This window comes from Methylorubrum sp. POS3 (genome assembly GCF_043352485.1).
Taxonomy (GTDB): domain Bacteria; phylum Pseudomonadota; class Alphaproteobacteria; order Rhizobiales; family Beijerinckiaceae; genus Methylobacterium; species Methylobacterium suomiense.
Window position 1 is genome coordinate 1174287 of sequence record NZ_JAPRBT010000001.1, and the last position, 25816, is coordinate 1200102.

A 25816-nucleotide genomic window follows, 5' to 3' on the forward strand; every position below is an offset into this window, starting at 1 on the left:
TCGACAGGGGGCGGCCTCTGCGGGGTCGTACCCGCGCTTCAGGTCCTCAGCGGGTCAGCTCGTGCGGCGCAGCCGGGACGGCAGGGCCGGGCGCACGGCGGTCGCGGCGCTGCGGGACTTGGCGGCCTCCGGGCCGTGGAACGGCCGATGCTCGGCCTGGGCGCCGCGCTCCAGGACCGGTGCGCCCAGGATGGCCACGAGGAGATCGCGGGCGCCGGCCCGGCTGGTCTCGCGAAACAGCGTGACGAGGGAGAAGACCCGGTCCACCGAGCGCGCCACGGTGTCGTTGAGGGTGAGGAACACGAAGACCGCCTCGCCCTCGCTGAGGTCGGCGGCGCGCAAGGCCAGCGTCAGCAGGTCGTAGCGGGACGCCGGGTCGGGGGCAGCGGTCAGATAATCCTGGGGCAGGCCGAGGCCTTCGCCGAGGGCCGTGACAAAGCCGTTCACGTCTCGGGCATGGGAGAGCTGCACCAACGCCGAGGCGAGAGCCCGGGGAGCGTGAGGGCAGGGGCGCAGGGCCGCGGTGGCTTCCACCGCCTCGCCGATCGCCCGGCGGCCATCCGCATCGGCATGAAGCCAGAGCGGCGCGAGATCGGCGGCGGGAATATCGGGCCGGGCGAGCAGGATGCGCGCCAGATCCGCGTCGCGGCGCGCCCGCGCCAGCAGACGCTCCAGCACCCGCGTGCCGATCAGGACGCCCGGATTCTCGGCGAGCTCGCGGTCGGCCTCCGCCTGGTCCTGGGGCGGACGCGGCGGGGCGACATCGAGACCGCGGGCGGCGAGGGCGGCGCGGACCGCGTCCGGCAGGTCGGGACAGCCGCCGAGCTTGTCGGCGACGATCGTGGCCGTCGCGTCGTCCACCGTCGGGATCAGGCCCGCCGCCAGGGATTCGAAGGCGTGGATCATCGCCCGGTCGCGATTGGGGGCGGCGACGAACATGTCGGTCTGCACCCGCAGGATCACGGGCTTGAGGTCGAGCGCGGGATCGCGCGACAGCTCGATGAGGCCGGACAGGTCCGGCGCGGCGGAGACCGATGCGGGCATGGCACTTCGTTTACGCGGAACGCTACTGCAGACGAGTAGAACGGTTCTGCGTGAATCGACCTTTAAGGCCGGCCGAACCGACCTGTCCCGAAGCGAGGTCGAAGGGGGTCAGCCGTCGCTGAGTTCGACCGTCACGGGCACATGGTCGGAGGGCTTTTCGAGACCGCGCAGGTGGCGCTGGACCGAGGCCGAGACGAGGCGATCGGCCGCTTGGGGCGACAGCAGAAGGTGGTCGATCCGGATTCCCTGGTTCCTAGGCCAGCAACCGGCCTGATAATCCCAGAAGGTGTAGAGACCGGGGCTCGGATCGCAGGCGCGCAGGGCCTCGGTGAAGCCTTCCGCCAGGAGGGCGCGGAAGGCCTGGCGGGTCTCGGGCAGGAACAGGGCGTCCTGGGTCCAGGCCTCCGGGTCGGCAGCGTCCACGGGCTCCGGGATCACGTTGTAGTCACCGGCCAGCACCAGGGCGTCCTCGCTCGCCATCATGGCGCGGGCATGGAGGCGCAGGCGCTTCATGAAAGCGAGCTTGTAGGCATATTTCGGCCCGGGCGCGGGATTGCCGTTCGGCAGGTAGATCGATGCGACCCGCACCGGCGCGATGCCCTCGCCGTGCACCAGAGCCTCGATGTAGCGGGCCTGCTCGTCCTCCGCGTCACCCGGCAGGCCGCGGAGGAGCTGCGTGGAAGTGAGCGGCGCGCGCACCAGCAGGGCGACGCCGTTATAGGCCTTCTGCCCCAGTGTCTCGACGGCGTAGCCCGCCGCCTCGATCTCGGCGCGGGGGAACGCCGCATCCTGGCATTTCAGCTCCTGCAGGCAGACCACGTCGGGCCGCGCCTCCTCGAGAAAGCCGAGGAGATGCCCGACCCGCTGCTTGATCGAGTTGACGTTCCAGGTGGTGATCCGCATGGGGCCCCAAAGCGCGAATGGCGCGACCGATGGCTTCGTCATCGGGCCTTCGCGCCGCGCTGGCAAGGCGGTGCGCGAGCGGCGCACCGGAACCCGCGACGCGTGCTCCGCGCCGCCGTCTGCCGAGATGCCGGCGGCGAGGGCGATCCAGGGCCTGGGCACGGCCGCCATTGCCTGAGGATCGGGGGGAGGGATTCGATGGACGCGTCCTGGTTCGAACCGGTGCGGGCCTATTGCGAGCGCACCGACGCGGCCTTCTGGTCCGAGCCGGTCAACGCGGCGACCAACGCCGCCTTTCTCGTGGCCGCGTTCCTGGCGGCGCGCATCGCGCCGGGCGATCGGCCGGTGCAGATCCTCGCGGGCGTGGTCGGCGTGGTTGGAATCGGCTCCTTCCTGTTCCACACCTTCGCCAATCGCTGGTCTCTCCTCGCCGACGTCATCCCGATCGCGATCTTCATCTACGGCTATTTCGGGCTGGCCCTGGCCCGCTTCTTCGGCCTTTCCCCCGGGGTCGCCGGGCTGGCGACCCTCGGCTTCGCCGGGGCCGGCTTCGGCCTGTCGCCCGCCCTCGATGCCTTGACCGGCCGCGACGTGGCCGCGCTCACCAACGGCTCGATCGATTACCTTCCCGCGGTGCTGGCGCTCCTCGGCGTCGGCCTCGCGCTCGCGGGGCGGACCGCCTGGGCGGGCCGGGCCGTGCTGGTCACGGGCGGCCTCTTCCTCGCCTCGCTCGTCTTCCGCACCATTGATGCCCAGGTCTGCGCCGCGCTGCCGCTCGGGACGCATTTCCTGTGGCACAGCCTCAATGCGCTGGTGCTCTACCGTCTCCTTGCCACGGCGGCACGGTTCCGGGCGGCGCATCCCGGCTTGCCGGCAGCGGTATGACGGCTCGGCACGATAGGGGCAGCCGCGCCTAGTCCCGACGGCCATTCTCAGATTCGCCGCTTTTCTCGGGCTCCTCGCATGAGCGTCCGGTCTCTCGCCTCCGTCGTCGCACGGGGCTCCAGGCCGCAACCGACCGGCGGGGCCTGGCAACCGTGATCCGCTTCGAGAACGTCTCCAAATTCTACTCCGTCTACGGCAAACGGCGCATCATCCTCGATCGGGTGAATTTCACCCTGCGGCCGGAGATCAGCTACGGCATCATGGGCATCAACGGGGCCGGCAAGTCGACCACGTTGCGCCTGCTCGCGGGCGTCGAGGAAGCCAGCCGCGGGCGCATCATCCGGGGACAGCGGGTGTCCTGGCCGATCGGTTTTTCGGGCGGCTTCAACCCGAAGATGTCCGGACGCGACAATCTCATCTTCGTTTCGCGCATCTACGGCGAAGATCCGCGTCAGGTACTGGAATTCGTCGAGGATTTCGCCGAACTCGGCGTCTACATGGACATGCCTGTCGGCACCTATTCCTCCGGCATGAGCGCACGCCTCGCTTTCGGCGTCAGCATGGCGATCCCGTTCGACACCTACCTGATCGACGAGACCCTCGCGGTCGGCGACGCGCGTATGCAGAAGCGCTGCCAGGAGCTGTTCGAGATGCGGCGAGCGACCGCCAACATCATCCTGATCTCCCATTCGATGGAGCAGATCCGCACCTATTGCAGCCAGGCCATCATTCTCGTGAACGGTCAGGCCGTGGTCTACGACAAGGTCGACGAGGCGATCTCGGCCTATCGCCGCCTGAACGGCTGATCGCCGACACGGTTTCGCCGCGAGCCCGCGCGAGACCACGGGCTGGCGCCGATCCATCGCCAACGACATCGAGGGCGTATGAGCACCGAAATCAGCACCCCGTCCGGTGCCCCCCTGACGACCGGGGAACGGTCGACGGCGGTGGCCGAGTCGCTCAAGCGGTTCGCTCGGGTCGCCCGCCACTCCGATCGCAAGAAGGGCATCCGCGCCTACCGGACCCACATCAAGCGCGATCCGATGATCCCGCTGCTGTTCGTGCTCGTCTTCGTGCTGCCGACGCTCGTCGGCGCCGTCTACCTGTACCTGATCGCCTCGGACCGTTACGTGACGGAAGCCCGCTTCGCCCTGCGGCCGGCCCTGGGCAACGTCGACAAGGTCGACAGCGAGCGGACGGGCACCGATTCGAGCCTGCCCAAGCAGATGGTGATCCAGGATACCCTGATCACGACGAACTACATCGCCAGCCGAAAGATGGTCGAAGTCCTGGAACGGCAGATGCCGGTTCGGGAAATGTATACCCGCGACAGCATCGACTACTTCTCGCGCGGCCCGCAGAACCAGCCGATCGAGCGCTTCATGCGCTACTGGCCCCAGCGCGTCCACACCACGGTGGACAACCATGCGGGCATCATCACGCTCACCGTCTCGGCGTTCGACCCGACCGAATCCTACAATCTCGCCCAGGCGATCATGGCCGAGAGCGAGCGGATGGTGAACGAACTCAGCATGCGGGCCCGCAACGCGGCGCTCGCCGAGACCGAGCGCGAATTGGCCGTGGCCGAGGAGCGCATGCTCAAGACCCGCCTCGCCGTGCGCGAGTTGCGCAACAGCGGCGGCGTCCTGGATGCCTCGGCGACCAACACCACCAATCTCACGACGATCTCCGAGCTGCGCAAGCAGCGCATCTCGCTGTCCGTCCAGCTGACGCTGGGCCTGCGCGACCTCTCGCCCGATGCGCGCCCGATCCGGGATCTCAAGACCCAGATCAGCGATCTCGATGCCAATATCGAGAAGATCGAGAGCGAAATGGCGAGCGCCGACCCGAGCCGGAAGAAGGTTCTCTCGGACCTTCTCGGCCAGTTCGAGGCCTACGAGAACCAGCGCAAGGAGGCCGAGGCCTATTACGGCCGGGTGCTGGCCGCCAACGAGTCGGCACGGATCGTGGCAGGCCGGCAGGTCGAGTTCTTCACGCCGGTGGTCGAGCCGATCATGCCGGTCTCCTCGACGGAGCCCAAGCGCGCCCTCTGGCTGAGCGCCATCGCCCTGGGTGCGATGGCTGCGTTCGGCTCGGCGATCGGCGTTCGCAAATACCTCTTCAGCTGAGGCCTATCGGCGCATTTTCTCGAACGGGGCCGTCAGCCGATGGCCCCGGGCGGGCGGCGGGTCGGCGGCGCGAGGGTGGGGTCGGCCGGGTTGTCCGGAGCGGGGGCGAGCGCCGGCTCCGGTTCGGGCGCGGGCGTGGCGGTCGCGACCGGTGCGGCGGGGCTGCCGGTCCATCCCTGCAAACGCCAGCCCTCCGCCCGCTCATCGAGATCGACCGCGCCGCCGCGGCGCATCAACGCGACGACGCGCTCGGCCAGATCACCGTCGGCCCGCACCGTCACCAGCGTGCCGCCTCGGCGCAGGCCCTCCGCATAGGTCTCCGCGTCCTTGCCGCTGAGGCCCGCGCCGGTCAGCGCACCGATCAGTCCGCCCGCGGCGGCGCCGACACCGGCACCCGATAGGGCGGTGATCAGCCAACCCGCCGCGACGATCGGACCGACGCCGGGGATCGCGATCAGGCCGAGCCCGGCGAGCAGTCCGGCCCCCCCGCCGAGCACCGTGCCGACGGTGGCCCCGGCGCCGGCCCCATCGGCGGCTTCGGCCTCCGCGGGGCGCGCGACCGGGCCCGGCTCGCCGGCTGCATTTGGCCGGTCGGTGGCGTCGAGGGAGACGATTCCGATCTCGGATTGCGGCACGCCCTCCGCCTCGATCCGATCGACGATGCGGGCGGCGTCCTCGTAGCTGTCGAACAGCGCGGTGACGGCTCGTCCTGCCATGGCGGTCTCCTCTCGGCACTCCTGGGCGAAGTGCTCCACCAAGCCCTCGGCTTCCGGCTTGGTTCCGATCCGCCGCCGTTAACCCGGCGCTAACCCTGCGCCCGGCAAATCCTGCCGGGTAGGCGAGTGGGCCCGTGCGGGGGATGACGGCGACATGAGCGAGACGGCCAGCGCCGCTCCCGCGGGAGGACTCGGCTCCCTCTCGGCGTTCGTGCCGAATCGCGCCAGCCTCCAGGCGCTGTCGAAGCGCACCGATCTGTTCTTCGCCACCGCGGTGATGGGCATCCTCACGGTGCTGATCTTCCCGCTGCCCGCGATCCTGCTCGACCTGTTGCTCGCCGTCTCGATCATCATGTCGGTGCTGATCATGATGACGGGCCTGTTCATCGATAACCCGCTCGAATTCACCGTCTTCCCGACGCTGCTGCTGATCGCGACGATGCTGCGGCTGGCGCTGAACCTCGCCTCCACCCGGTTGATCCTCGGCCACGGCCACGAGGGCACGGCGGCGGCGGGTCACGTCATCGAGGCCTTCGGCCATTTCGTGATGGGCGGCAATTTCGTCATCGGCATCATCGTCTTCGCGATCCTGATCATCGTGAACTTCGTCGTCATCACGAAGGGGTCGGGCCGCATCGCGGAAGTGGCCGCCCGCTTCACCCTCGACGCCATGCCGGGCAAGCAGATGGCGATCGATGCCGACCTCTCGGCCGGTCTCATCGACGAGAAGGCTGCCAAGGCCCGCCGCGCGGCGCTCGAGGAGGAATCCTCCTTCTTCGGCGCCATGGACGGCGCCTCGAAATTCGTGCGCGGCGACGCGGTGGCCGCGCTCCTCATCACCGGCATCAACATCGTCGGCGGCATCGTCATCGGCGTGGCCCAACAGGGACTCGGCTTCTCGGAGGCCGCCAAGACCTACACCCTGCTCACCATCGGCGACGGGCTGGCGAGCCAAGTGCCGGCACTGATCGTCTCGACGGCGGCGGGCATCCTCGTCTCGAAGGCGGGCGTGAAGGGCTCCGCCGACAAGGCGCTGGGCAAGCAGATGGCGAATTACCCGAAGGCGCTCGGCATGTCGGCGGGCGTGATGGGGCTGATCGCGCTCCTGCCCGGCATGCCGATGCTGCCCTTCCTCGGGCTCGGCGCGGCGGCGGGCTACGCGGCTTGGCGCATCGCCAAGACGCAGCGCGAGGCACCGCCGGCGGTCAGCGCCGACGGCTCGCCCGCCACCCCCGGCGCCGCGCCCGCGGAGGAGACGGTCACGGACCTGCTGAAGCTCGACGACCTGAAGCTGGAAATGGGCTACGCCCTGCTGCCGCTCGTCAACGGCGAGGGCCAGGATCGCCTGACCGACCAGATCAAGGCCCTGCGCCGCCAGCTCGCGGCGGAACTTGGCATCGTCATGCCGTCCGTGCGCATCCTCGACAATGTCAGCCTGGAGGCCAACACCTACACGGTGCGGGTCAAGGAGATCGAGGCCGGCACCGGGCAGGTGTTTCCGGGGCAGTTCATGGCGATGGATCCCATGGGCGGGCAGGTGCAGCTTCCTGGCCTGCACCTGATGGAGCCGACCTTCGGTCTGCCCGCGACCTGGGTCGACGCCGCCCTGCGCGACCAGGCGCAGCTTAAGGGCTACACCGTGGTCGATGCCGCGACCGTGATCTCGACGCACCTGACCGAGGTCATCAAGGCGCATGTCTCGGAACTGCTCAACCATGTCGAGGTGCAGAAGCTGCTGCGCGAACTCCCCAAGGAGCACACCGAACTCCTGAAGGAGATCGTCCCGAGCCAGATCGCCACCACGGGCATCCAGCGGGTATTGCAGTTGCTGCTCGCCGAGCGGGTCTCGGTGCGCGATCTCGGATCGATCGTCGAGGGGATCGCCGAGGTGGCGGGCCATGTGAAGAATCCGCGCGACATCGTCGAGCATGTGCGCGCCCGGCTCGGCCGCCAGATCTGCGCGCAGTACCAGGGTCCCGACGGCACGCTGCCGATCATCACCCTGTCACCCGCCTGGGAGCAGGCCTTCCTCGAATCCATCATCGGCGAGCGCGAGGAGCGCTATCTCGCGATGCAGCCCTCGCGGCTGACCGAATTCGTCAACACCGTGCGCGACCGCTTCGAGCAGGCCGCCCGCATGGGCGAGATGCCGGTGCTGGTGACCTCGGTTCAGGCACGGCCCTTCGTGCGCTCGATCATCGAGCGCTTCCGCCGGGAGACCCCGGTGATGAGCCAGGCGGAGATCCATCCGCGGGCACGGCTGCGGACGGTGGGCTCCGTGTGAGCTGAAAGCGGGCCGCCTTCACGCCTCATGGCACCGCCCTCCCGCTTCCCCCATTCTGAGGAGGCGGCGCGCAGCGTCACCCTCGGAGGAGGGCTCCAGGAAACGCGCGATCCGCTGGAGCCCTCCTTCGAGGCCCGCCGAGGCGGGCACCTCAGGATGAGGGGGATGGGTGGGAGAGGCGCACTGAGCAGGCGCCGCAAAAAACCTCAGTCGTGGCCTTCGATGGCGCGCAGGACCGCGACCAACTGGTCGGCCTGATGGCGCGTGAGACCCGTGCTGATGATCGTGCCGTTGCGGCAGATCGAGCAGGTGCCGTCCTCGGACACCCGCACTTTGATGGAAGCCATGATGTTCGTGACCCGGACGCCGGACTGGCGCCCATGCTGCAAGCTTAACCGTTCGTGAAGGCCGGGCAAGCGTGCTTGTCCCGCCATCCACGATGGCGGCACGTAACCATACGGGGGCGCGGCGTCATCCTGCTCGAAACGGTCCGCAGCATCGCTTGCCATGCATGCCCCGCAGGCGACGCCGACCCGCGCGGGCCGACGCCGCGCGCAGCGGGCTTCGGCGTTCAACGGAGCGGAAGCCTCAAGCCTGCGGAGGCGGATGCCGGCGACGGAAGCTTATCGGAGAGCCTCAAACCGCCTTATTCTCGAGGCGCTTCTCGATGACGTGGTTGTCGAGCCCCGGCGCCACCAGCGGGGGCTCGGGCGGGTTCTGATCGGTCTTATGGAGCGCCTTCGACAAGCGCGCGCGCTCGAACAGAACCACCACGACGATGGCGATCGCGAACGGGATCAAGAGGTAGAACAAGCGGAAGATCAGCAGGGCTGCGAGCACCGGCGCCTTCTCGGCATCGGTCTGGAGCTGCATGGCGGTGAAGAACACCAGCTCGAACACCCCGAGGCCGCCCGGCGCGTGCGAGGCGAGCGCCACCGAGAACGAGGCGAGGAAGATGCCGAGCACGGCAATGAAGCCGGGGTTCAGGCTGTCGGGGAGCGCGAAATAGATGATGCCGGCTGCGCCGAGCAGTTCCAGCGGCGCCGCGATGAGCTGGCGCACCATGATCTGCGGCCGGGGATATTCGATCTTGAAGGAGCGGATCGTCAGGGGGCGGAAGCGCAGCACAGAGCCGAGCACGTAGAGCGCCACGAAGGCGAGCAGCGCGAAGCCGACGAGTCGGGCGGTGTGCGGGTTGGTGAGTGCGGCGGGCAGAAGGCTGTCGAGCCGCGACAGCAGGCCCGGATCGTAGACCAGCACGAAGCCACCGAGCAGGATCGTGCCGAGGCCGAAGGTGAAGGAACAGAGCGCCACCAGCACCGCGACCTGCGCCGCCGAGAGCCCCTTCGCGGTGTAGGCCCGGTAGCGCACCAGGGCGCCGGAAAAGACCGAGGCGCCGATATTGTGCGAGAGCGCGTAGGTGGTGAAGGAGCAGACCGAGACGAACATCCACGAGATGCCGCGCACGCCCAGATGCAGCAGGGCGATCCGGTCGTACCAAGCGAGCGCCGCGTAGGCGACGAGGGTCGAGAGGGCGGCGAAGAGGACGTGATGCGGCGGGATCGCCAGGAAGGCGGCTTCGATGCTCGCCCAGGACTGATCCTTGAGTTTGCCCCAGAGCAGGTAGCAAGAGGCCGCCACCGCCGCGAGGCCGATCAAGCCCCAAAAGATTTCACTGATCTTCTTCATGGATACCGGCCGCCTCCCTCGGGACCGGTCCCTCCTGCGCCAGGGCCGCTCGCATCGCAAGCGGGACCGAAGCAACCGGCTCGATGCGGCGGGCTCTTGCCCGCCGATCGTGACGGTTTCATGCCGCCACGAGACCTTTCGGTCGGCTCAAGCCCGGGCGCGCAGCCCGATCGCGTCCATCTCGGCCTGCTCGCGGGCGGCTTCCGCCGCGCGCTCGGCGGAGCGCTCGCGATCCTCCAGGATCTCGACCTTCTTGAGTTCCTCGAAGGCTTCGCCGAGTTCGGCCTTGGCCTCGGCGAGCTGGCCTTCCAGGGCGGCGGCGGACTGGCGCATGTTGTCCCGGCGCGAGGTCGCGGCGCGGGCATAGGTCGGATAGGCGAAATGGGCCGGGTCGGTGATGCCGGCGCGGGCCTCTTCCTGGGCGACCTCGCGCTCCAGCTCGGTCGCCATCCGGATGAAATCGGCCATCATCATCTCGATTTGCGCCACCCGGCGGCGCTTCTCATCCACTTGGAACCGCCGCAGCCGGATCAGCGTGTCACGCGATTTCATGTCGGGCCATCCACTCCTACGCTACGCCGGCGAAAGGGCTGGACGCGCTCGCCGGATCCTCGCGGACCCGAACCCCCGACGCGATGCCATCTCACCCGCCGCCCACGATGGCGGCCAGCCGTGCGTAACCCTCGCTGATGGAGGTTGCTTCTTCCTTACCCTGCCCCAGAAAAGCCGTCAGATCCGGCATGAGCGCGACCGCCTCGTCGACCTCCGGTGACGACCCCGCCCGGTAGGCTCCGAGCCGGATCAGCTCCTCCATGTCGGCATAGGTCGCCAGCACCTTACGCGCCCGCCGCACGGTGGGCAGATGCGCCGGATCGCAGGCGCGCGGCATGGTGCGGGAGACCGAGCGCAGCACGTTGATCGCCGGGTAGCGGCCCGTTTCGGCGATGCGGCGCTCCATCACGATATGGCCGTCCAGGATGCCGCGCACGGCATCCGCCACCGGCTCGTTGTGGTCGTCGCCCTCGACCAGCACCGTGAACAGACCGGAGATCGCGCCCTCGCCGGTGCCGGGGCCCGCCCGTTCGAGAAGGCGCGGCAATTCGGAGAAGACGGTCGGCGTGTAGCCCTTGGCGGTGGGCGGCTCGCCGCCGGCGAGCCCGATATCCCGCTGTGCCATGGCGAAGCGGGTGATCGAGTCGATCATGCACAAAACCTGCGCGCCCTGATCGCGGAAATACTCGGCCACCGCCAGCGTCACGTAGGCGGCGTTGCGGCGCATCAGCACCGGCTCGTCGGAGGTCGCCACCACGACCACCGAGCGACTGAGCCCCGCCGCACCCAGATCGTCCTGGAGGAATTCCTGAACCTCGCGGCCCCGCTCGCCGACGAGGCCGATCACCGCCACGTCCGCCGCCGTGTAGCGGGCGAGCATGGAGAGCAGCACCGACTTGCCGACGCCGGAGCCGGCGAAGATGCCCATGCGCTGGCCGCGGCACATGGTCAGGAAGGTGTTGATGCACCGGACCCCGAGATCGAGCGGCGCGCCGACGCGGCGGCGCCCATGCGCGGGCGGCGGATCGGCCCGAAGGGGGTAGATCGCCGGTCCCTGGGGGAGGGGGCCGAGCCCGTCGATGGGGCGTCCGAGCGCATCGACGGTGCGGCCGAGCCATCCCTGGGACGGGCGCACCGCCCCCGCCGCCTCGTCGCGCACAAGGACCGGGCAGCCGCGGCGCACGCCCTCCAGCGATCCGAACGGCATGGCGAGCGCCCGGTCGCCCGAGAAGCCGATCACCTCGCAGGGGACGGTACCGGCGCCCCCCGCCTCGACCACCACGTCGAGCCGCCCTCCGAGCCGCATCGCCGCGACCGGGCCGGCAACCTCGACGAGCAGGCCGCGAATCGCCGTGACCCGCCCGAAGATCTCAAGGGTCTCGACCGTGGCCAGGGCGGCGAGCGCCGCGGACAGTCCTCCGGTTTCCCGCTCGCCCGTCATCCTTTCGCCATGGGCCCGGTCCCTCCCCACGCCACCGATCCGGCCGATGTCTTAACATTGCCGGGGGCCGATCGGCACGGGCCGGGTCGGCCGCCGGCCCCTCGGAAAAGCGTGAGCGATAACGATCGCGCGATGTCTCCCATTTGCAACAAACGGGGCATTCTCAAGGATCAGAACGGCTTAACCCGACCGCCCGATCCGCGTCGGAGCCTTGCCGATCATCTCCGGAGAACAGATTGCCAACCATGGTGGGAATCGCCCTCGGACTCGAAGAAGATGAACCTTGCAAGCGGGATTCGGCTTTTGTTAACGGTTAAGGAATAGCGTTTCTGAAGTGGGAATGAGGGTGCGTCCGCCGAGGCCGTCGGCGGGCGCCCGGCGGCGGCTTGTCTCAAGCGCCCTGATACGGCCTGGCCGGGGTGGGGACCGACGATGCGCGTACTTCTGATCGAGGACGACAGCGCCACGGCGCAGAGCATCGAGTTGATGCTCAAATCCGAGAATTTCAACACGTACACGACGGATCTCGGCGAGGAGGGCGTCGATCTCGGCAAGCTCTACGATTACGACATCATCCTCCTCGACCTGAACCTGCCCGACATGTCGGGCTACGAGGTCCTGCGCTCCCTGCGCGTGGCGAAGGTGAAGACGCCGATCCTGATCCTGTCGGGCATGGCCGGCATCGAGGACAAGGTGAAGGGCCTCGGCTTCGGTGCCGACGACTACCTCACCAAGCCCTTCCACAAGGACGAGCTGGTGGCGCGCATCCACGCCATCGTGCGCCGTTCGAAGGGCCACGCCCAGTCGGTCATCACCACCGGCGATCTGATCGTGAACCTCGACCAGAAGACGGTCGAAGTGTCGGGCTCCCGCGTGCATCTCACCGGCAAGGAGTACCAGATGCTGGAACTCCTTTCCCTCCGGAAGGGCACGACGCTCACCAAGGAGATGTTCCTCAACCATCTCTACGGCGGCATGGACGAGCCGGAGCTGAAGATCATCGACGTGTTCATCTGCAAGCTCCGCAAGAAGCTCGCCAACGCCTCCGAGGGTAAGAACTACATCGAGACGGTGTGGGGCCGCGGCTACGTGCTGCGCGAGCCGGTCGAGGGCGAGGATCGCATGGCGGTCTGAGCCGCGCGCCGTGACAACGAAAAAACCCCGCTCTGGCGGGGTTTTTTGTTTTGGGGTTTTGCTCGGGAAACGGGACCGACGACTTCCCTTGGCGGCGCGCCTCCCACCCATCCTCCTCATCCTGAGGTGCCGCGAAGCGGCCTCGAAGGAGGGCTCGAGGGATCGCGCGCCAGCTGGAGTTCGCCTTGTTGGCACCTCAGGTGAGGGGAGGGGGGAGAGAGGCCCACCGGCCGACGAAAACCCCGCGACCGGTGCGGTCGCGGGGCGTGTCGATCGATCAGGCCAGTCCGAGCTTCTGCGCGAGACCGATCCGCTGGAGCTTGCCGGTGGCGCCCTTGGGGATCTCGTCGAGGATCAGGATCTTGGCCGGGACCTTAAAGGCGGCCAGCCGCTCCGAGGCGAAGCTCTTAATGTCCTTCTCGCCCGCCTCGACGCCCTCGCGCAGCACGATCGCCGCGGCGACGTCCTCGCCGAGCTTGTCATGCGGGATCGCGAAGGTGACGCATTGCGACACCGCCGGATGGTCCATCAGGATCTCGTCGACCTCGCGCGGCGAGATCTTCTCGCCGCCGCGGTTGATGATCTCCTTGAGGCGCCCGGTGATCGCGAGATAGCCCTCAGGCGAGAGCGTGCCCTGATCGCCGGTGCGGAACCAGCCCTGCTTCGTGAAGGCCTCGGTATTGGCCTTCTCGTTGTTCTCGTAGCCCTTCATCACGTTGTCGCCGCGGATGACGATCTCGCCGGTCTCGCCCGCCGGCAACGGCTCGCCGTCGGAATCGACCACCGCGATCTCCGGGCCCGCCGCGAGGCCGACCGAGCCCGCATAATGGGGCTTCGGCGGGAGCGGGTTCGAAGCCATCTGGTGCGCCGCCTCGGTCATGCCGTAGGCCTCGATGACGGGCGCCGAGAACGTCTCCTCCAGCTCCTTCATCACCTGCGGGGGCAGCGAGGAGGAGGAGGAGCGGATGAAGCGCAGGGGATTCTTGGCGATGATCTCGCCGTTGCGGGCCGCCCGCCCCAGGATCGCCTGATGCATCGTCGGCACGCCGGTGTACCAAGTCGGGCGCACCTCCTCCATCCAGGCGAAGAACTTGAGGGCGTTGAAGCCCGGCGTGCAGGACACCTGCCCCCCCGCCGAGAGCGGCGCCAGGATGCCGGCGATCAGCCCGTGGATGTGGAACAGCGGCATGATGTTCAGGCCGCGATCCTCCGCCGTGAACTGGAGCGCGGTGCGGATGTTGCGCGCGGAGGCGCAGACATTGGTCTGCGTCAGCGGCACGATCTTGGGCCGCGAGGTGGTGCCGGAGGTGTGCAGCACCAGCGCGATCTCCTCCGAGCTGGCCGGGCCGCCCTTGGCCGCGGGTTCGGCGGCCTCGTCGTCGAAGGTGAGCGTGAAGCTGCCCGCACCCTCCTCGGGGGCCGCCTTCAGGCGGGCGACCGGCAGGCCGAGCTTCTCCGCCACCGCCACCGCGGGGGAGGCCGACCCGTCGGCAGCGATGAGGAGCTTGGCCTTGAGGTCGGTCAGGTAGAACTCGAACTCGTCGGCCTTGTAGCTCGGGTTGAGGGGCGCCGAGGTGCAGCCGGCCGCCACCGCGATGAAGGCAGTGGCCATCTCCGGGCCATTCGGCAGCACGATCGCGACCCGGTCGCCGCGGCCGATGCCGCGGGCGTTGAGGTCGGCCACGGTGCGGTCGACCAGGGCGCGCAGCGCCTGGAAGGTCAGCGGCACACCGCCGGGGCTCGACAAGGCGGTGGCCGCATCGTCGCCGGCCCGGATCAGGTCGTAGAGGGTGGTCGCGGCCACGCTGGCCTCCTTGGCGTCGATGGGGGACGAGGCGGAATTGTCGGGAAGGAGCATGGTGTCAGGCTCCCTGGATCGCGAGGCGGCCATTGGCGCGCTCCAGGCTCTGGGCCAGGAGACGCATCAGGGCGAAGACCGTATCGATATGCGGGGTCGGCGTGCCGGTGAGGCGGCCGAGTTCGATCACCGAGCCCACCAGAGCCTCAAGCTCGATCGGCCGGCCGGCCTCCACATCCTGAAGCATCGACGTCTTGTGCGGGCCGACCTTCTCGGCGCCCGCGATGCGCTTCTCGATGCCGAGGCGGAACGTGACGCCGAGCCGGTTCGCGATGGTCTCGGCCTCGCGCATCATTTCCGCCGCGATCGCCCGCGTGTCGGGGAAGCGGCAGATGTCTTCGAGCGTCGCGTGGGTCAGCGCGGAGATCGGGTTGAAGCTGAGATTGCCCCAGAGCTTGAGCCAGATCTCGGCGCGGATGTCGTTGGTGACCGGCGCGCGGAATCCCGCCTTGGCGAGGCGCTGCGACAGGGCCAGCACCCGTTCGGACTTGGAGCCGTCGAGCTCGCCCAGGCCGAAGCGGTTGCCCTCGATCACCTTCACGGTGCCGGGATCGGTCAGCACGGTGGCCGGATAGACCACCGAGCCGATGACGTGTTTCGGGTCGAGATGATCGGCGATCAGGCCGCCGGGATCGGCGCTCTCCAGCCGCGTGCCGGCATGCTCGCCGCCGTGCCCGCCCAGGAAGTACCACCACGGGATGCCGTTCTGCATCGTCACCACGACGGTGTTGGGGCCGATCAGATGCTTCAGATCGGCGGCGATGGGGCCGACCTGATGCGCCTTGACGGTGAGCAGCACGACCTCGTGCACCCCCGCCTCCTGCATCGAGCGGGTAGCCTTCACCGTCTTCGAATGGATCTCGGTGCCATCCTCCTCGATCAGGCGCATGCCGTCCGCCTGGATCGCCGCCGCGTTGGAGCGGGCGATGAAGGTGACGTCCTCGCCGGCTTCCGCCAGCCTGACCCCGAGATAGCCGCCGATGGCGCCGGCGCCGACGATCGCGATGCTCATATCCCTCACTCACTGTCTTGCGCGTGCTCCCAGCCGGGGCCGCGCGGTCGTTGCCGTCTCGGGCCGGGCGGATTCGTCGCTCCGCGGGCGGCCCGCCCTCATCACGTCTCTTCAAAGCCCTGCGGCGCCGAACCGGGCCGCGCATCGGGCGCCGACATCGATGGTTCCGCTACTCGAACCGGTTCGTCAGCGTGCCGATGCCGTCGATCACGATCTCGACATTCGCACCCTTGGGGATCGGGCCGGAGCCGACCGAGGTGCCGCAAGCGATGATGTCGCCGGGCTCCAGGGTCATTCCCTGCGAGAGCAGCGACACCAGTCGCGGCACCGGCATCAGCATGTCGCTGATCGGGAAGTTCTGGCGCTCGCGCCCGTTGACCAGGGTACGCACGGTCAACGTCTCGGGCGCGAGGCCGGTGGCGATCACCGGTCCGAATGGACCGAACCCGTCGAGGCCCTTGGCCCGCGCCCATTGGGTGAAGCTCGCATCCGCCTTCAGGATCGGCGCGGAGGTCACGTCGTTGATGCAGGTGAAGCCGAAGACGTGCGCCATGGCGTCCGCCTCCGACAGGTCGCGGGCGGGCTGGCCGTCCACTTTGCCGATCACGATTCCGAGTTCGCCCTCGTAGAGCGCCCGGCCGGCGGTCTCCGGCACGACCACCGTCGCGCCCGAGGGCCGGTAGGTGTTGGCCGGCTTGATCAGGAACAGCGGTGCCTCGGGCCGCGCCAGTTCCAGCTTCTCGGCCAGCGCCCCGAAATTGTTCCACAGGGCGATCAGCTTCGAGGGCCGGCACGGCAGATCGATCGTCACCTCCGCGAGCGGCAGAGTCCGCCCCGTCGCCGTCGGTGCACCGAACAGGTCGCCCGTGAACTCGGTGATGGTTTCCCCGTCGAGGCGGCCGAAGCCCACAGCGCCGTCGTGGCGAAAGCCGATCCAGCGGGTCACGGGGGCATCCATGGTGGCGCTCATCGACCGCGCGCCGCCGGACCGGCAGCTTCGAAGTGGGGCGGGGCGACGTCAGCGGCCATCGAACGGTTCCTAATCCTCGACGTCTGGCGCGCTGTCGGCGCACAACTTCATGATCGGCCGAACGCTAAGCCGGTCGGTATTTTGGATACAGCATCCTTGACCCATCGAGACCGGAAGGTTGACTGGAAAATATTTGGGCGCCGCGCAGAAATTTTTTGAAGCAGAGGGCAGGGCTTGGCCCGATGCAGGCGGCGCAGGACAGGTTTGCCCATAACCTATGCTGGGAACCAATGCCCGCTGTCACCGTTCCGCTTGCCGAGGGCGCCGCAACCCGGCGCACACGTCACGAAGGGAGACACGCGATGAGCAGCACCACCGACAAGATCAAGGGTCTCGCCAACGAAGCCGCCGGCAACGTCAAGCAGTCCGTCGGCAAGGTGACCGGCAACGAGCGCCTGCAGGCCGAAGGCAAGGCGCAGGAAGTCGAGGGCAAGACCCAGCGCACCGTCGGCGAGGCCAAGGACGGCGTGAAGAACGCTGCCGACAAGGTCAAGAACAGCCTCTGATCCCATACGGGCATCGGGCTCTGAATCCGGAGCCGCACCCGCGACGGGTGCGGCTTCTTTTGTTTCCGGCGCCGATCCGGGCGCCTCGCCATCGGAGATGAATCGATGAACAGGGACCAGATCGAAGGCGGTTTCCGCAATCTGAAGGGCCGTGGACGGACCGCGCTCGGCGCCGTGACGGGCCGTGCGCGGCCGCAGGTCGAGGGAGCCTACGAGCAGGTGGCCGGGGTCGCCCAATCGGCCTATGGCCGCATCCACGCCGAGGCCGAAGGCCTGCACCGCGACGGGCGTCATTTCGCCGATGAGGCCACGAGCCGTGGGCGCGCCTTGCGGGACGAGGCGTACGAGCGCGGCCGCTCCCTGCGCGACGAGGCCACCCACCGGGGTCGCCGCTATCGCGACGAGGCGAGCCGCCAGGGCCGTGCCCTGGTTGCCCGGGCCGAGGACAACCGGGGCACGACCCTCGCCCTCGTGGCCGCGGCCGCCTTCGGCCTCGGCTGGCTCGTCAGCCGCGGGCGCTGAGACCCGCGTGCCCCGCGCAGCCCACGCAGAGGGCCGTTGACGCCGCCGCCGTGTTGCCGTCCCAAGGGGGCGGCAACACGGTTTGAGGCGTCATCGACATCATGCCGGCACGATCCTGGCTCGATCTGACCACCGAAGAGATCCGCACCCGCGCCATGGCTCGCGCCATCGCGGTCCTGCCGGTGGCGGCGGTGGAACAGCACGGTCCCCATCTGCCGCTCGGCACCGACACCTATATCGCTCAGGGCTATCTCGACCGTGTGGCGGATCGGGTGCCCGACGCGCTCGATGTGCTGTTTCTGCCCGTGCAGGCGATCGGCAAGTCCGACGAGCACGACGCTTTTCCGGGCACCCTGACGCTGACCGCCGCAACCGCGCTCGCCGCCTGGACCGAGATCGGCGCCGGCCTGATCCGGGCGGGGTGCCGAAAGCTCGTGATCGTTTCCTCCCACGGCGGCAACAGCGCCTTGATGGATCTCGTGGCGGGCGAGTTGCGCGGGCGCTTCGGCATGGTGGCCGTGACGACGGCGTGGAGCCGGTTCGGCTATCCGGAAGGTCTGTTTCCCGAAGACGAGATTCGCCACGGAATTCATGCCGGCGGGATCGAGACCGCTTTGATGATGGCGCTGCGGCCCGATCTCGTCCGTGGGGACCAAATCGCCGCGTTCGAATCCCGCACGGTGGCGATGGTGCGGGACTACACCCTGCTGCGGGCGGGCCGCCCGGCGGCCTTCGCCTGGAAGACCCAGGATCTCCACGCTTCGGGTGCCCTCGGCGATGCCCGCCTCGGCACGGCCGAGAAGGGACGCGCCGCGCTCGACCACGGAGCGCAGGCTTTCGTGACGCTCCTCGGCGAGATCGATCGCTTCGAGCTCTGACGGAAGGGCGGCTCAAGAACCAACCATCGATCGGCCCAACCGACCCGCTTGCGCCTGCAGACGACGCAGCGATCTCGACACGGCGCGACGTGGTGAAGGTGGTCGTCTCCGCGGCTGAGCGTCGGCTCACGGCGAAGGTTGCGCTGCTTCCCCACCCGGACCGAGCGTCCTCGAAGGTGAAGGAAATTTCCGTTCGGAGTGCCTCTCTGACCGACCGCGCAGTGAGGATACGCGGCCCGTGGCTGCACCCCTTTTTCCGTCCGCAGCCACGGCTACGAAGAGATCATCATGGGTAATGGGCAGGGTGCCGCGGCGTCGGCTACAGCGCCCAGGCGTGCGCCAACGTGTCAGTTGGCGTTTCAGCGAGCAGAATGACGGCGCGGAGGAATGCCGAAAGCGAGCGTGTCACGATGAATGCTTCCTCCGTATTCTTACGCGCTTCAATTTGGCCCCTCTATTGCCTTACGTATTCCAGGCGCGGTGAGAGGCGGAAATCATGGACCAGCACGCGACACCAGCGGAAGCACCGAGTTTGGGTGCCGGCGAGAGTGTGTTGTCCCGAGCCAAAGCTCTCGTCCTTCTCGGGATCATCGGGCTCGGTGGCGTCCTGACCCCTGCATGGATGGGGCTGTTGGCGTGGGAAATGTGGAGCTTGGTGATCTGAGGATAAAAGTCGGATCGCTGCTCCTCACAGGCATTCGGCATCGTCGATGAGGGGCGCGCGCGCCACCATCTCGAGGAAGAAAGCGCCGGAAGCGAGCCATGTGATTGCGAGCCAGGTCATGCGATGTCCTCGCGTCCTCAGGCGGACAGCGCCACACCGATGGCCGTGCGGTTGCCCTTGCACGCAGAAAGCGCGGGCGCGGCTTGTAAGATAGTGCCGCCCCGCCTGATCTATCCATTGATCCACGTCATTGTCACGCATTGTGACGCTTCCACCGGTCAGAAAGTTTTCCATTGGACGCGCCTTGAGGACGCGCTGGCTTGACCCGGGCCGAGGTGGCGCGGAACGCCGGGCGCTGGACGTGCTGCGGCGTGACGTTTCGCGGGGCGGCGCCATGAGCCGATCAGCGCTCTCCCGCCCGTGCGGCTTCCCAACCGATCTTCCGGCCTGACGGGCCGCGGCGGCGCATGAGCGCCGGGCGCGCCCTCGCCGGCGCCGCGCCCACTCGCACTCCGTCGCAATCACCGAATCCTGGCCGTGATGCGTAGTGCCCGTTCGTCGATCCTGAGTGAGGTCGCCATCTCAACGCGCGCGCTTCTGGCGGTCGAGCGCGCGGCATGGCCGGCAGCGGGCCAGCAGCTACATCTTGCACCTGCCCGGCGTCGACGAGCTGAGGCGGGACGAGCGTTTCGCGAGGGGGGACTGGATCGGCGCAGGATCGACGGATCCTGGCTTGAGGGGTGACGGTGAGACACCCCATCTCGGGGCGAGGGGTGCCCATGTGTCACCTCCCATAGGGAATTCATCCGATTCGACTGTCAGAAGAGATTCCTCCCATCCCCCTGCCGGGGAGAGGGGCGGCTCGAACACTCCTCCGAAGAAACGTCATCACGGCGCCGCCGGTCGGCCCGTCGACTAGCGGTTTGCTGGGGTGGGCAGAACGCCGCCGGGCAATCGGCACGACTGCCCGTGATAGACAGACAGGTGCGCTCGTTCAAATTGTCACCATCAGACAATCAATCAAAAGGCGCAAATTAAGCCTGGGGCTTTCTGATGCCGTATATGCCGTGATCGCGCCTCACGGGCTGCGTACCGGGAGCCGGTTCACCCTGGGATCAGAAGCACCGTCCATAGGACGTTGCACCGGCAATCGGCTCCTGCTTGAGCCAAATTCGAGGCCGCACATTGGCACGCATCCGCCATTACTCGTTCAATGGCTACTGGGCCGTATGGACAGCTCTGTTTCTGGTTCCGCTGGCTCTCTTCGCTCTGGCTGGCGCGCCGGCGCGCCCAATTCGAGCTGCGACACGGCTTTGGGCGCGTGGCATCCTCTTCGGTCTACGCCACATCGTCGGCCTGAATTACGTCGAGGAGGGGCGCGAACACATTCCCTCCGAGCCCTGCCTGTTCGTGGCCAATCATCAGTCGGCCTGGGAGACGTTGGCCTTTCTGGTGTTGGTTCCCGACGTTGCCATCGTCGCCAAGCGTGAATTGGTGGCGATCCCGGTGGTGGGTTGGTTCTTGCGGCGCTCGCCGATGATCATCATCGACCGATCCAATGGGAGAGAGGCGCTGCGTACGATGATCGAGATGGGTCGAGAGGCCGTTGCCGCGGGGCGCTCGATCCTGATCTTCCCCGAGGGCACCCGTGGTGCGATGAGCGAACAGCTCCAGTTCAAGCGCGGCGTTGAACTGCTCTACGGCAAGCTCGGACTTCCCGTCGTTCCGGTGGCCGTCAATTCCGGCTTGTACTGGCCCGGGGGCTCTGCCACGCGGCCTGGCACCATCGTCGTCAGTTATCTTGCCAGACTTGCCCCAGGCCTGTCATCTACTGAGTTCATGCAAGGAACCGAGCGCGTCATCGATCGAGAGCTCGACCGCTGGCGGCCCATGAGCCGGCCTGTTGCGGAAACTGTTGACGCGTGACATCGCGTTGATCGCAGACAGCCATACGCCGTCAGTCGCCCCTAACGGGTCGCCGGATAGCCGATGCGGTAAGCTCCTGGTCCGGAAGCCTTCGCGTTGTACATGGACCGGTCGGCGTCGCGCATGACCGCAGCCACGTCGGCCAACGCACCTGATCCGAGGATGCAGGCCCCCATGCTTACCGTCACTGCAACCTCGGCGCGGGCGAGTCCCTCCGAGAGAGCCCGATGCAACGCCTCGACTCTGTGATGGGCCTCGCTGACCGTCGCCGCGCACAAGATGGCAGCGAACTCGTCGCCACCCAAGCGACCCAAACAGTCGTTCTTGCTCAAGGCCGCCGCCGCCGATGTGGCCAGAGCGCGCAGCGTGTCGTCGCCCGCTGCATGTCCGTGGCGGTCGTTGATGCCTTTGAAGCCGTCGACGTCGATTACGACGACGGCCAGCGCGTTTCGACCCTGCGCAGTTAAAGAAGTCATGGCAGCCGCGCGCTCGTCAAAAGCGGCCCGCGCCAGCGCGCCGGTGAGGTCGTCCCGCTGGGCTGCGGCACGTTCACGCTCGTATGAGCGACGCAGCGAAACAGTCAGAGCAACGATGAAGGCGTAGGTGCTGAGCCTCAGGATTCCCCTGGCCAAGGCCACCGCGAGTGGTACCGCCTCCGCAACATGGTTTGGAAAGATATTGAGGAACGCAGCACCGAGAGCGACCAGGCAGGCCGGGGCCAAGCCGAGGCGCCACCCGGCCAAAGCGATGAGCGGAATATAGGAAGGACCCATTCCTACCAGAGGGAATGCACGGTCAATGCCGATCAGAGCGCCAGTGCTCGCTGCGAGCACGATCCAAGTCGTGCGGGCGGACCAATGATCGAACCAGGCACTTGATCGTCTATATCCTCCCGGCGCACGCATAGATTGAAATCCGGTAGGTACGATCTAGGCTATAATGCATTGCACGGTAAATTTGAGTCCTTAAGAATATCCTTGCCGTGACGCGCTCTTCACAACAGCGCGGCCCAAGGGATTGTACTACGCACACGTTGTGGCAAATTAGCTCCTGTGACGAAGCGATAACGATCATATTTCTGAAATTTCTGCAAATACGTTGAATTACGATCTGCAATACGTTGTAATGCCGTAATTTTTCTTGCGATTACCGAAATCGTATTGTGATAATTATCCATTTCGAATAATGAATGTTTTTATATTTCTGTATAAAATTATGATTGTATTTTACATGTCGTTGGACAGATGAGATCGCAAATAATTTCTTTCGACAACACCACATCCGGGCCGCCCGCTATTATATAATAGGCTTTTATTTCATATCATTAGAAAATTAAAGTTTGATCTTTTATAATATACTGTCATAATTCCAGTGGAGAGCGAACTTACTTATGTAGTTTCGGTAGAGTATCGGCAGATGAATGCGATGTGCCGCCCGATCGTCGTTCGTCGGCTGTCTCAGACGCGCTTCGTCCTCGGCCGTATCCCGTATCCTGCCGCCGCAAACTGTAGGGACCGGATCCTGAAGTGGCACGGGCCATGGGCCTAAGTGAGCGCTCCCCCTCCCTGACGCGAGTTAAATTCTTATCTGACTTAGCGATCGGGCAACATTGTCGTCCATGATTTCATGAAAAAAAGGGATTTAATGCTTTTGACGGGCGGGATGTAGGCTCATTATAAGTGATTAAGTTCGGTAATGTTCTTATAGCAACCGACGATCGCCTCGCTGACAACCATCGATACAGCTCGTGATCCATCTTCTGGCGCATGACTGTTTCCGTTCGACGGTTTTGAATTCAATGTTTGTACTTGATCGCCGAACCGCCTCGCCCAGCCGGCCGGCTTATCCGCGATCGTCCCGAGCAGCCACCGCCCCGGCTCCGTGGCGTCGGATGGGAGCGGGGGATGAAGACATCCTGGCCGTCGAGGGTTTGTCGCTCAGCGTCGGCGGTGCGGTGGCCTTCGCCGAGATCGATCTCTCGGTCGCAGCAGGTGAAATTCACGCAATCATCGGACCGAACGGGGCCGGGAAATCCTCGCTGATCAACGCGATCACCGGGCTCTATGCCCCACAGGCCGGGCGCTTGCGCATCGGCGACACGCGCTTCGCCCGGGTTCCGGCGCAGCGGCTGGCGGAGCTCGGTGTCGCGCGGACCTTCCAGAACCTCGCGCTCTTCAAAAGCCTGAGCGTGGTCGAGAACGTCCTGTCGGGGCTGGCAAACGCCCAGCGGGCGGGGCTGACCGCGCAGCTTCTCGGCCTATCCGCCGCGCGCCGCGAGGCGACCGAGCATCGGGCGCGAGCCGAATCCGTCATCGACTTTCTCCAACTCGGGATGTTCCGCGGGCGCGCCGCCGGCAGCCTGCCCTACGGCCTGCAGAAGCGGGTGGAACTCGCCCGCGCCCTCGTGGCCAATCCGCGTCTGCTGCTCCTCGACGAGCCGATGGCCGGCATGAGCGCCGCCGAAAAGGCCGAGATGAGCGGCTTCGTACTGGCCGCACGGGAGACGCTCGGGACGGCCATCGTCCTGATCGAGCACGATATCGGCGTGGTCATGCGCCTGTCCGACCGGATCACGGTCCTCGATCACGGCCGCCGGATCGCCACGGGTACACCCCACGAGATCCAGGCGAATCCGGCGGTGATTGCGGCCTATCTTGGGGCCGAGGATGACACCGACAGCGAGGCGAAGGCGGCATGAGCCCCGATCTCGCCTTTCTCATCGAGGTCGTCGTCGGCGGCCTGCTCTCGGGGGTGATGTACGCCCTCGTCGCGATCGGCTTCGTGCTGATCTACAAGACCTCCGGCGTCCTCAATTTCGCGCAGGGCGCGATGGTGCTGTTCGCAGCCCTCACCTTCGTCAGCCTGATCGAGCGCGGTCTTCCCTTCCCGGCGGCGCTCGCCGCGACGCTCGCCGTGATGGTCGTGGTAGGGCTCACCATCGAGCGGGCGGTGTTGCGCCCACTGGTCAACCAGCCGCCGATCACCCTGTTCATGGCGACGCTGGGCGTCGCCTACGTCATCGAGGGTGCGGCTCAGCTTGCCTGGGGGACGCAGGTCCACGCCCTCGATCTCGGCATCGACGACACCCCGTTCGACGTCGCCGGCGTGCTGGTGAGCCGGTTCGACCTGTTCGCCGCCGCGCTTGCCGGCTTGATGGTGGCGCTTCTGACCCTGTTCTTCCGCTTCACCCGCACCGGGCTGGCCTTCCGCGCGGTTGCCGACGATCCGTTGGCCGCGCTCAATGCGGGCTTGCGGCTGCCGCGGATTTGGTCGGCGGTATGGATCGCCTCCGGCATCGTCGCGCTGGTGGCGGGCCTGCTCTGGGGAGCGCGGCTCGGCGTTCAGTTCTCGCTCTCGCTCGTGGTCCTCAAGGCGCTGCCGGTGCTGGTGCTCGGGGGCTTCGACTCGATCGCCGGCGCCATCGTCGCTGGGCTGATCGTCGGCGCCGCCGAGAAGCTGGCGGAAGTCTATCTCGAGCCGTTCATCGGCGGCGGCATCGAGGGCTGGATCGCCTACGTGGCGGCGCTCGCCTTCCTGCTGATCAAGCCGTCCGGCCTGTTCGGCCAGCGCAGCGTCGAGCGGGTGTAAGGCCGTGGCGACCGCTCTCCCCGTCACTTCGGCCCAGCCGCGCCGCACGGGCGCCGCCGGCATCCTATTGCTGCTGGCGATCGCCTACGGGCTCGTACCGCTCGTCGGCACCAGCTACCTGTTCGAGGCGATCCTGACGCCGTTCCTGGCGCTGGCGCTCGCCGGCCTGGGGCTCAACCTGCTCACCGGCTATGCCGGCCTGCTCTCGCTCGGCTCGGCCGCCTTCATGGCAGTGGGGGCCTACGCCGCCTTCAACCTCTCCCTCCGTCTGCCCGGCCTGCCGCTGCCGGCGACGATCCTCCTCGCCGGGTTGATCGCGGCGAGTGCCGGCGTGATCGCCGGACTGCCGGCCCTGAGGCTGCGCGGCTTCTACCTCGCGGTCTCGACGCTCGCCGTGCAGTTCTTCGTCGCCTGGGCGCTCAATCGGATCGGCTGGCTCTCCAACGACAGGCCGTCCGGCATCATCGATGCCCCGCGTCTCGTGATCGCGGGTCTCTCCTTTGACGACGCCCGAGGGCGCTATCTGTTCTCGCTGACGATCGTCGCGCTGTTGACGGTCCTGGCTTGGCGCCTCGTACGCTCGCCGACCGGGCGCAACCTCGTGGCGATCCGCGATCACGAGACCGCCGCCCGCATCGTCGGGGTAAAGGTGGCGCGCACCAAGCTTTTGGCCTTCGCGCTCTCCTCCTTCATCGTCGGGATCGCGGGCGTGCTGTGGGCCTTCGCCTATCTGCGCACGGTCGAGCCGGCGGGGTTCAACCTCGATCGCTCGTTCCAGATCCTGTTCATCGTCATCATCGGCGGGCTCGGGACGCTGCGCGGCGCCTTCCTCGGCGCGGGCTTCATGGTCGTACTGCCGCTGCTCCTGTCGCGCCTCGGCACCGCATTGCTCGGCGACGGCTTCGACACCGGCACGCTGGAGATGGTCCAGCGCATCGTCCTCGGAACGCTCATCGTCGCCGTGCTGATCCGCGAGCCCGCGGGCCTTGCCGCGCTCCTCGACCGCGCCTTCCGCCGGCTCTCGCCGCGCTCCTGAAGCCACCCTCCCACCGAAG

At 67.2% G+C, this 25816-nt stretch carries 23 protein-coding genes; 12 read left to right on the forward strand and 11 right to left on the reverse strand.

Going from position 1 to position 25816, the window contains the following annotated elements; genetic code table 11:
* Positions 1–54: 54 nt before the first annotated feature.
* Together OWC43_RS05465 and xth are read right to left on the reverse strand one after the other, a co-directional pair.
* Positions 55–1044, reverse strand: a complete 990-nt coding sequence (locus tag OWC43_RS05465) for a hypothetical protein (protein WP_393955978.1) — start codon at positions 1042–1044, stop codon at positions 55–57.
* Positions 1045–1152: 108 nt separating this feature from the next.
* Complete coding sequence (xth, locus tag OWC43_RS05470; protein ID WP_393958499.1) at positions 1153–1947, reverse strand: exodeoxyribonuclease III; 795 nt, start codon at positions 1945–1947, stop codon at positions 1153–1155.
* 198 nt (positions 1948–2145) lie between these two features.
* On the opposite strand from xth, the gene OWC43_RS05475 reads away from it, so the two are divergent.
* The 3 genes from OWC43_RS05475 to OWC43_RS05485 all read left to right on the forward strand — a co-directional run bounded on the left by OWC43_RS05475 (position 2146) and on the right by OWC43_RS05485 (position 4961).
* On the forward strand, positions 2146–2832 hold the full coding sequence (locus OWC43_RS05475) for a hypothetical protein (protein ID WP_393955979.1): 687 nt from the start codon (positions 2146–2148) through the stop codon (positions 2830–2832).
* A 152-nt stretch (positions 2833–2984) separates the two neighbouring features.
* Positions 2985–3638: an ABC transporter ATP-binding protein gene (locus tag OWC43_RS05480; RefSeq protein ID WP_137827513.1), complete on the forward strand. Its 654-nt coding sequence runs from the start codon at positions 2985–2987 to the stop codon at positions 3636–3638.
* 78 nt (positions 3639–3716) lie between these two features.
* Positions 3717–4961: a capsule biosynthesis protein gene (locus tag OWC43_RS05485; RefSeq protein WP_393955980.1), complete on the forward strand. Its 1245-nt coding sequence runs from the start codon at positions 3717–3719 to the stop codon at positions 4959–4961.
* Between the two features lie 32 nt (positions 4962–4993).
* Here OWC43_RS05485 and OWC43_RS05490 read toward each other — a convergent pair whose 3' ends face one another.
* Entirely contained in the window at positions 4994–5677 is a 684-nt protein-coding gene (locus OWC43_RS05490; RefSeq protein WP_393955981.1) for a hypothetical protein, read from the reverse strand.
* 154 nt (positions 5678–5831) lie between these two features.
* Between OWC43_RS05490 and flhA the strand changes: the two genes are divergently transcribed.
* Entirely contained in the window at positions 5832–7961 is a 2130-nt protein-coding gene (gene flhA, locus OWC43_RS05495; protein WP_393955982.1) for a flagellar biosynthesis protein FlhA, read from the forward strand.
* Between the two features lie 206 nt (positions 7962–8167).
* Here flhA and OWC43_RS05500 read toward each other — a convergent pair whose 3' ends face one another.
* The 4 genes from OWC43_RS05500 to fliI form a co-directional block, all read right to left on the reverse strand.
* Positions 8168–8308: a hypothetical protein gene (locus OWC43_RS05500; protein ID WP_171015377.1), complete on the reverse strand. Its 141-nt coding sequence runs from the start codon at positions 8306–8308 to the stop codon at positions 8168–8170.
* Positions 8309–8597: 289 nt separating this feature from the next.
* Entirely contained in the window at positions 8598–9650 is a 1053-nt protein-coding gene (locus OWC43_RS05505) for a lysylphosphatidylglycerol synthase domain-containing protein (RefSeq protein WP_393955983.1), read from the reverse strand.
* 147 nt (positions 9651–9797) lie between these two features.
* Positions 9798–10202 (reverse strand): flagellar export protein FliJ, encoded by a 405-nt coding sequence (gene fliJ / locus OWC43_RS05510; protein WP_137827508.1) that lies wholly within the window; start codon positions 10200–10202, stop codon positions 9798–9800.
* A 91-nt stretch (positions 10203–10293) separates the two neighbouring features.
* The gene (gene fliI / locus OWC43_RS05515; RefSeq protein ID WP_393955984.1) at positions 10294–11643 is read right to left on the reverse strand and encodes a flagellar protein export ATPase FliI; all 1350 of its coding nucleotides are present in this window, start codon (positions 11641–11643) and stop codon (positions 10294–10296) included.
* A 432-nt stretch (positions 11644–12075) separates the two neighbouring features.
* Between fliI and ctrA the strand changes: the two genes are divergently transcribed.
* The gene (gene ctrA / locus OWC43_RS05520) at positions 12076–12777 is read left to right on the forward strand and encodes a response regulator transcription factor CtrA (protein WP_012452681.1); all 702 of its coding nucleotides are present in this window, start codon (positions 12076–12078) and stop codon (positions 12775–12777) included.
* Between the two features lie 277 nt (positions 12778–13054).
* On the opposite strand, the gene OWC43_RS05525 is transcribed toward ctrA, so the two are convergent.
* From OWC43_RS05525 to OWC43_RS05535, 3 genes are all read right to left on the reverse strand, one after another.
* Positions 13055–14635, reverse strand: a complete 1581-nt coding sequence (locus tag OWC43_RS05525) for an acyl--CoA ligase (RefSeq protein ID WP_393955985.1) — start codon at positions 14633–14635, stop codon at positions 13055–13057.
* 4 nt (positions 14636–14639) lie between these two features.
* Positions 14640–15647: a 2-dehydropantoate 2-reductase gene (locus tag OWC43_RS05530; RefSeq protein WP_393955986.1), complete on the reverse strand. Its 1008-nt coding sequence runs from the start codon at positions 15645–15647 to the stop codon at positions 14640–14642.
* Positions 15648–15816: 169 nt separating this feature from the next.
* On the reverse strand, positions 15817–16593 hold the full coding sequence (locus tag OWC43_RS05535) for a fumarylacetoacetate hydrolase family protein (RefSeq protein WP_393958500.1): 777 nt from the start codon (positions 16591–16593) through the stop codon (positions 15817–15819).
* A 386-nt stretch (positions 16594–16979) separates the two neighbouring features.
* Here OWC43_RS05535 and OWC43_RS05540 point away from each other — a divergent pair, with 386 nt between their 5' ends.
* From OWC43_RS05540 to OWC43_RS05555, 4 genes are all read left to right on the forward strand, one after another.
* Positions 16980–17183: a CsbD family protein gene (locus tag OWC43_RS05540; RefSeq protein ID WP_137827505.1), complete on the forward strand. Its 204-nt coding sequence runs from the start codon at positions 16980–16982 to the stop codon at positions 17181–17183.
* A 105-nt stretch (positions 17184–17288) separates the two neighbouring features.
* On the forward strand, positions 17289–17705 hold the full coding sequence (locus OWC43_RS05545; RefSeq protein ID WP_137827504.1) for a CsbD family protein: 417 nt from the start codon (positions 17289–17291) through the stop codon (positions 17703–17705).
* Positions 17706–17806: 101 nt separating this feature from the next.
* Positions 17807–18583: a creatininase family protein gene (locus tag OWC43_RS05550; RefSeq protein WP_393955987.1), complete on the forward strand. Its 777-nt coding sequence runs from the start codon at positions 17807–17809 to the stop codon at positions 18581–18583.
* 1849 nt (positions 18584–20432) lie between these two features.
* On the forward strand, positions 20433–21173 hold the full coding sequence (locus OWC43_RS05555) for a lysophospholipid acyltransferase family protein (protein ID WP_393955988.1): 741 nt from the start codon (positions 20433–20435) through the stop codon (positions 21171–21173).
* 41 nt (positions 21174–21214) lie between these two features.
* On the opposite strand, the gene OWC43_RS05560 is transcribed toward OWC43_RS05555, so the two are convergent.
* Entirely contained in the window at positions 21215–22006 is a 792-nt protein-coding gene (locus tag OWC43_RS05560; protein WP_393955989.1) for a GGDEF domain-containing protein, read from the reverse strand.
* Between the two features lie 965 nt (positions 22007–22971).
* On the opposite strand from OWC43_RS05560, the gene OWC43_RS05565 reads away from it, so the two are divergent.
* The 3 genes from OWC43_RS05565 to OWC43_RS05575 are packed head-to-tail and all read left to right on the forward strand — an operon-like array spanning position 22972 to position 25797.
* Positions 22972–23871: an ABC transporter ATP-binding protein gene (locus OWC43_RS05565; protein WP_393955990.1), complete on the forward strand. Its 900-nt coding sequence runs from the start codon at positions 22972–22974 to the stop codon at positions 23869–23871.
* Entirely contained in the window at positions 23868–24761 is an 894-nt protein-coding gene (locus tag OWC43_RS05570; RefSeq protein ID WP_393955991.1) for a branched-chain amino acid ABC transporter permease, read from the forward strand. Before OWC43_RS05565 ends, OWC43_RS05570 begins: the two co-directional genes overlap by 4 nt.
* A gap of 4 nt (positions 24762–24765) precedes the next feature.
* On the forward strand, positions 24766–25797 hold the full coding sequence (locus tag OWC43_RS05575) for a branched-chain amino acid ABC transporter permease (protein WP_393955992.1): 1032 nt from the start codon (positions 24766–24768) through the stop codon (positions 25795–25797).
* Positions 25798–25816 lie beyond the last annotated feature (19 nt).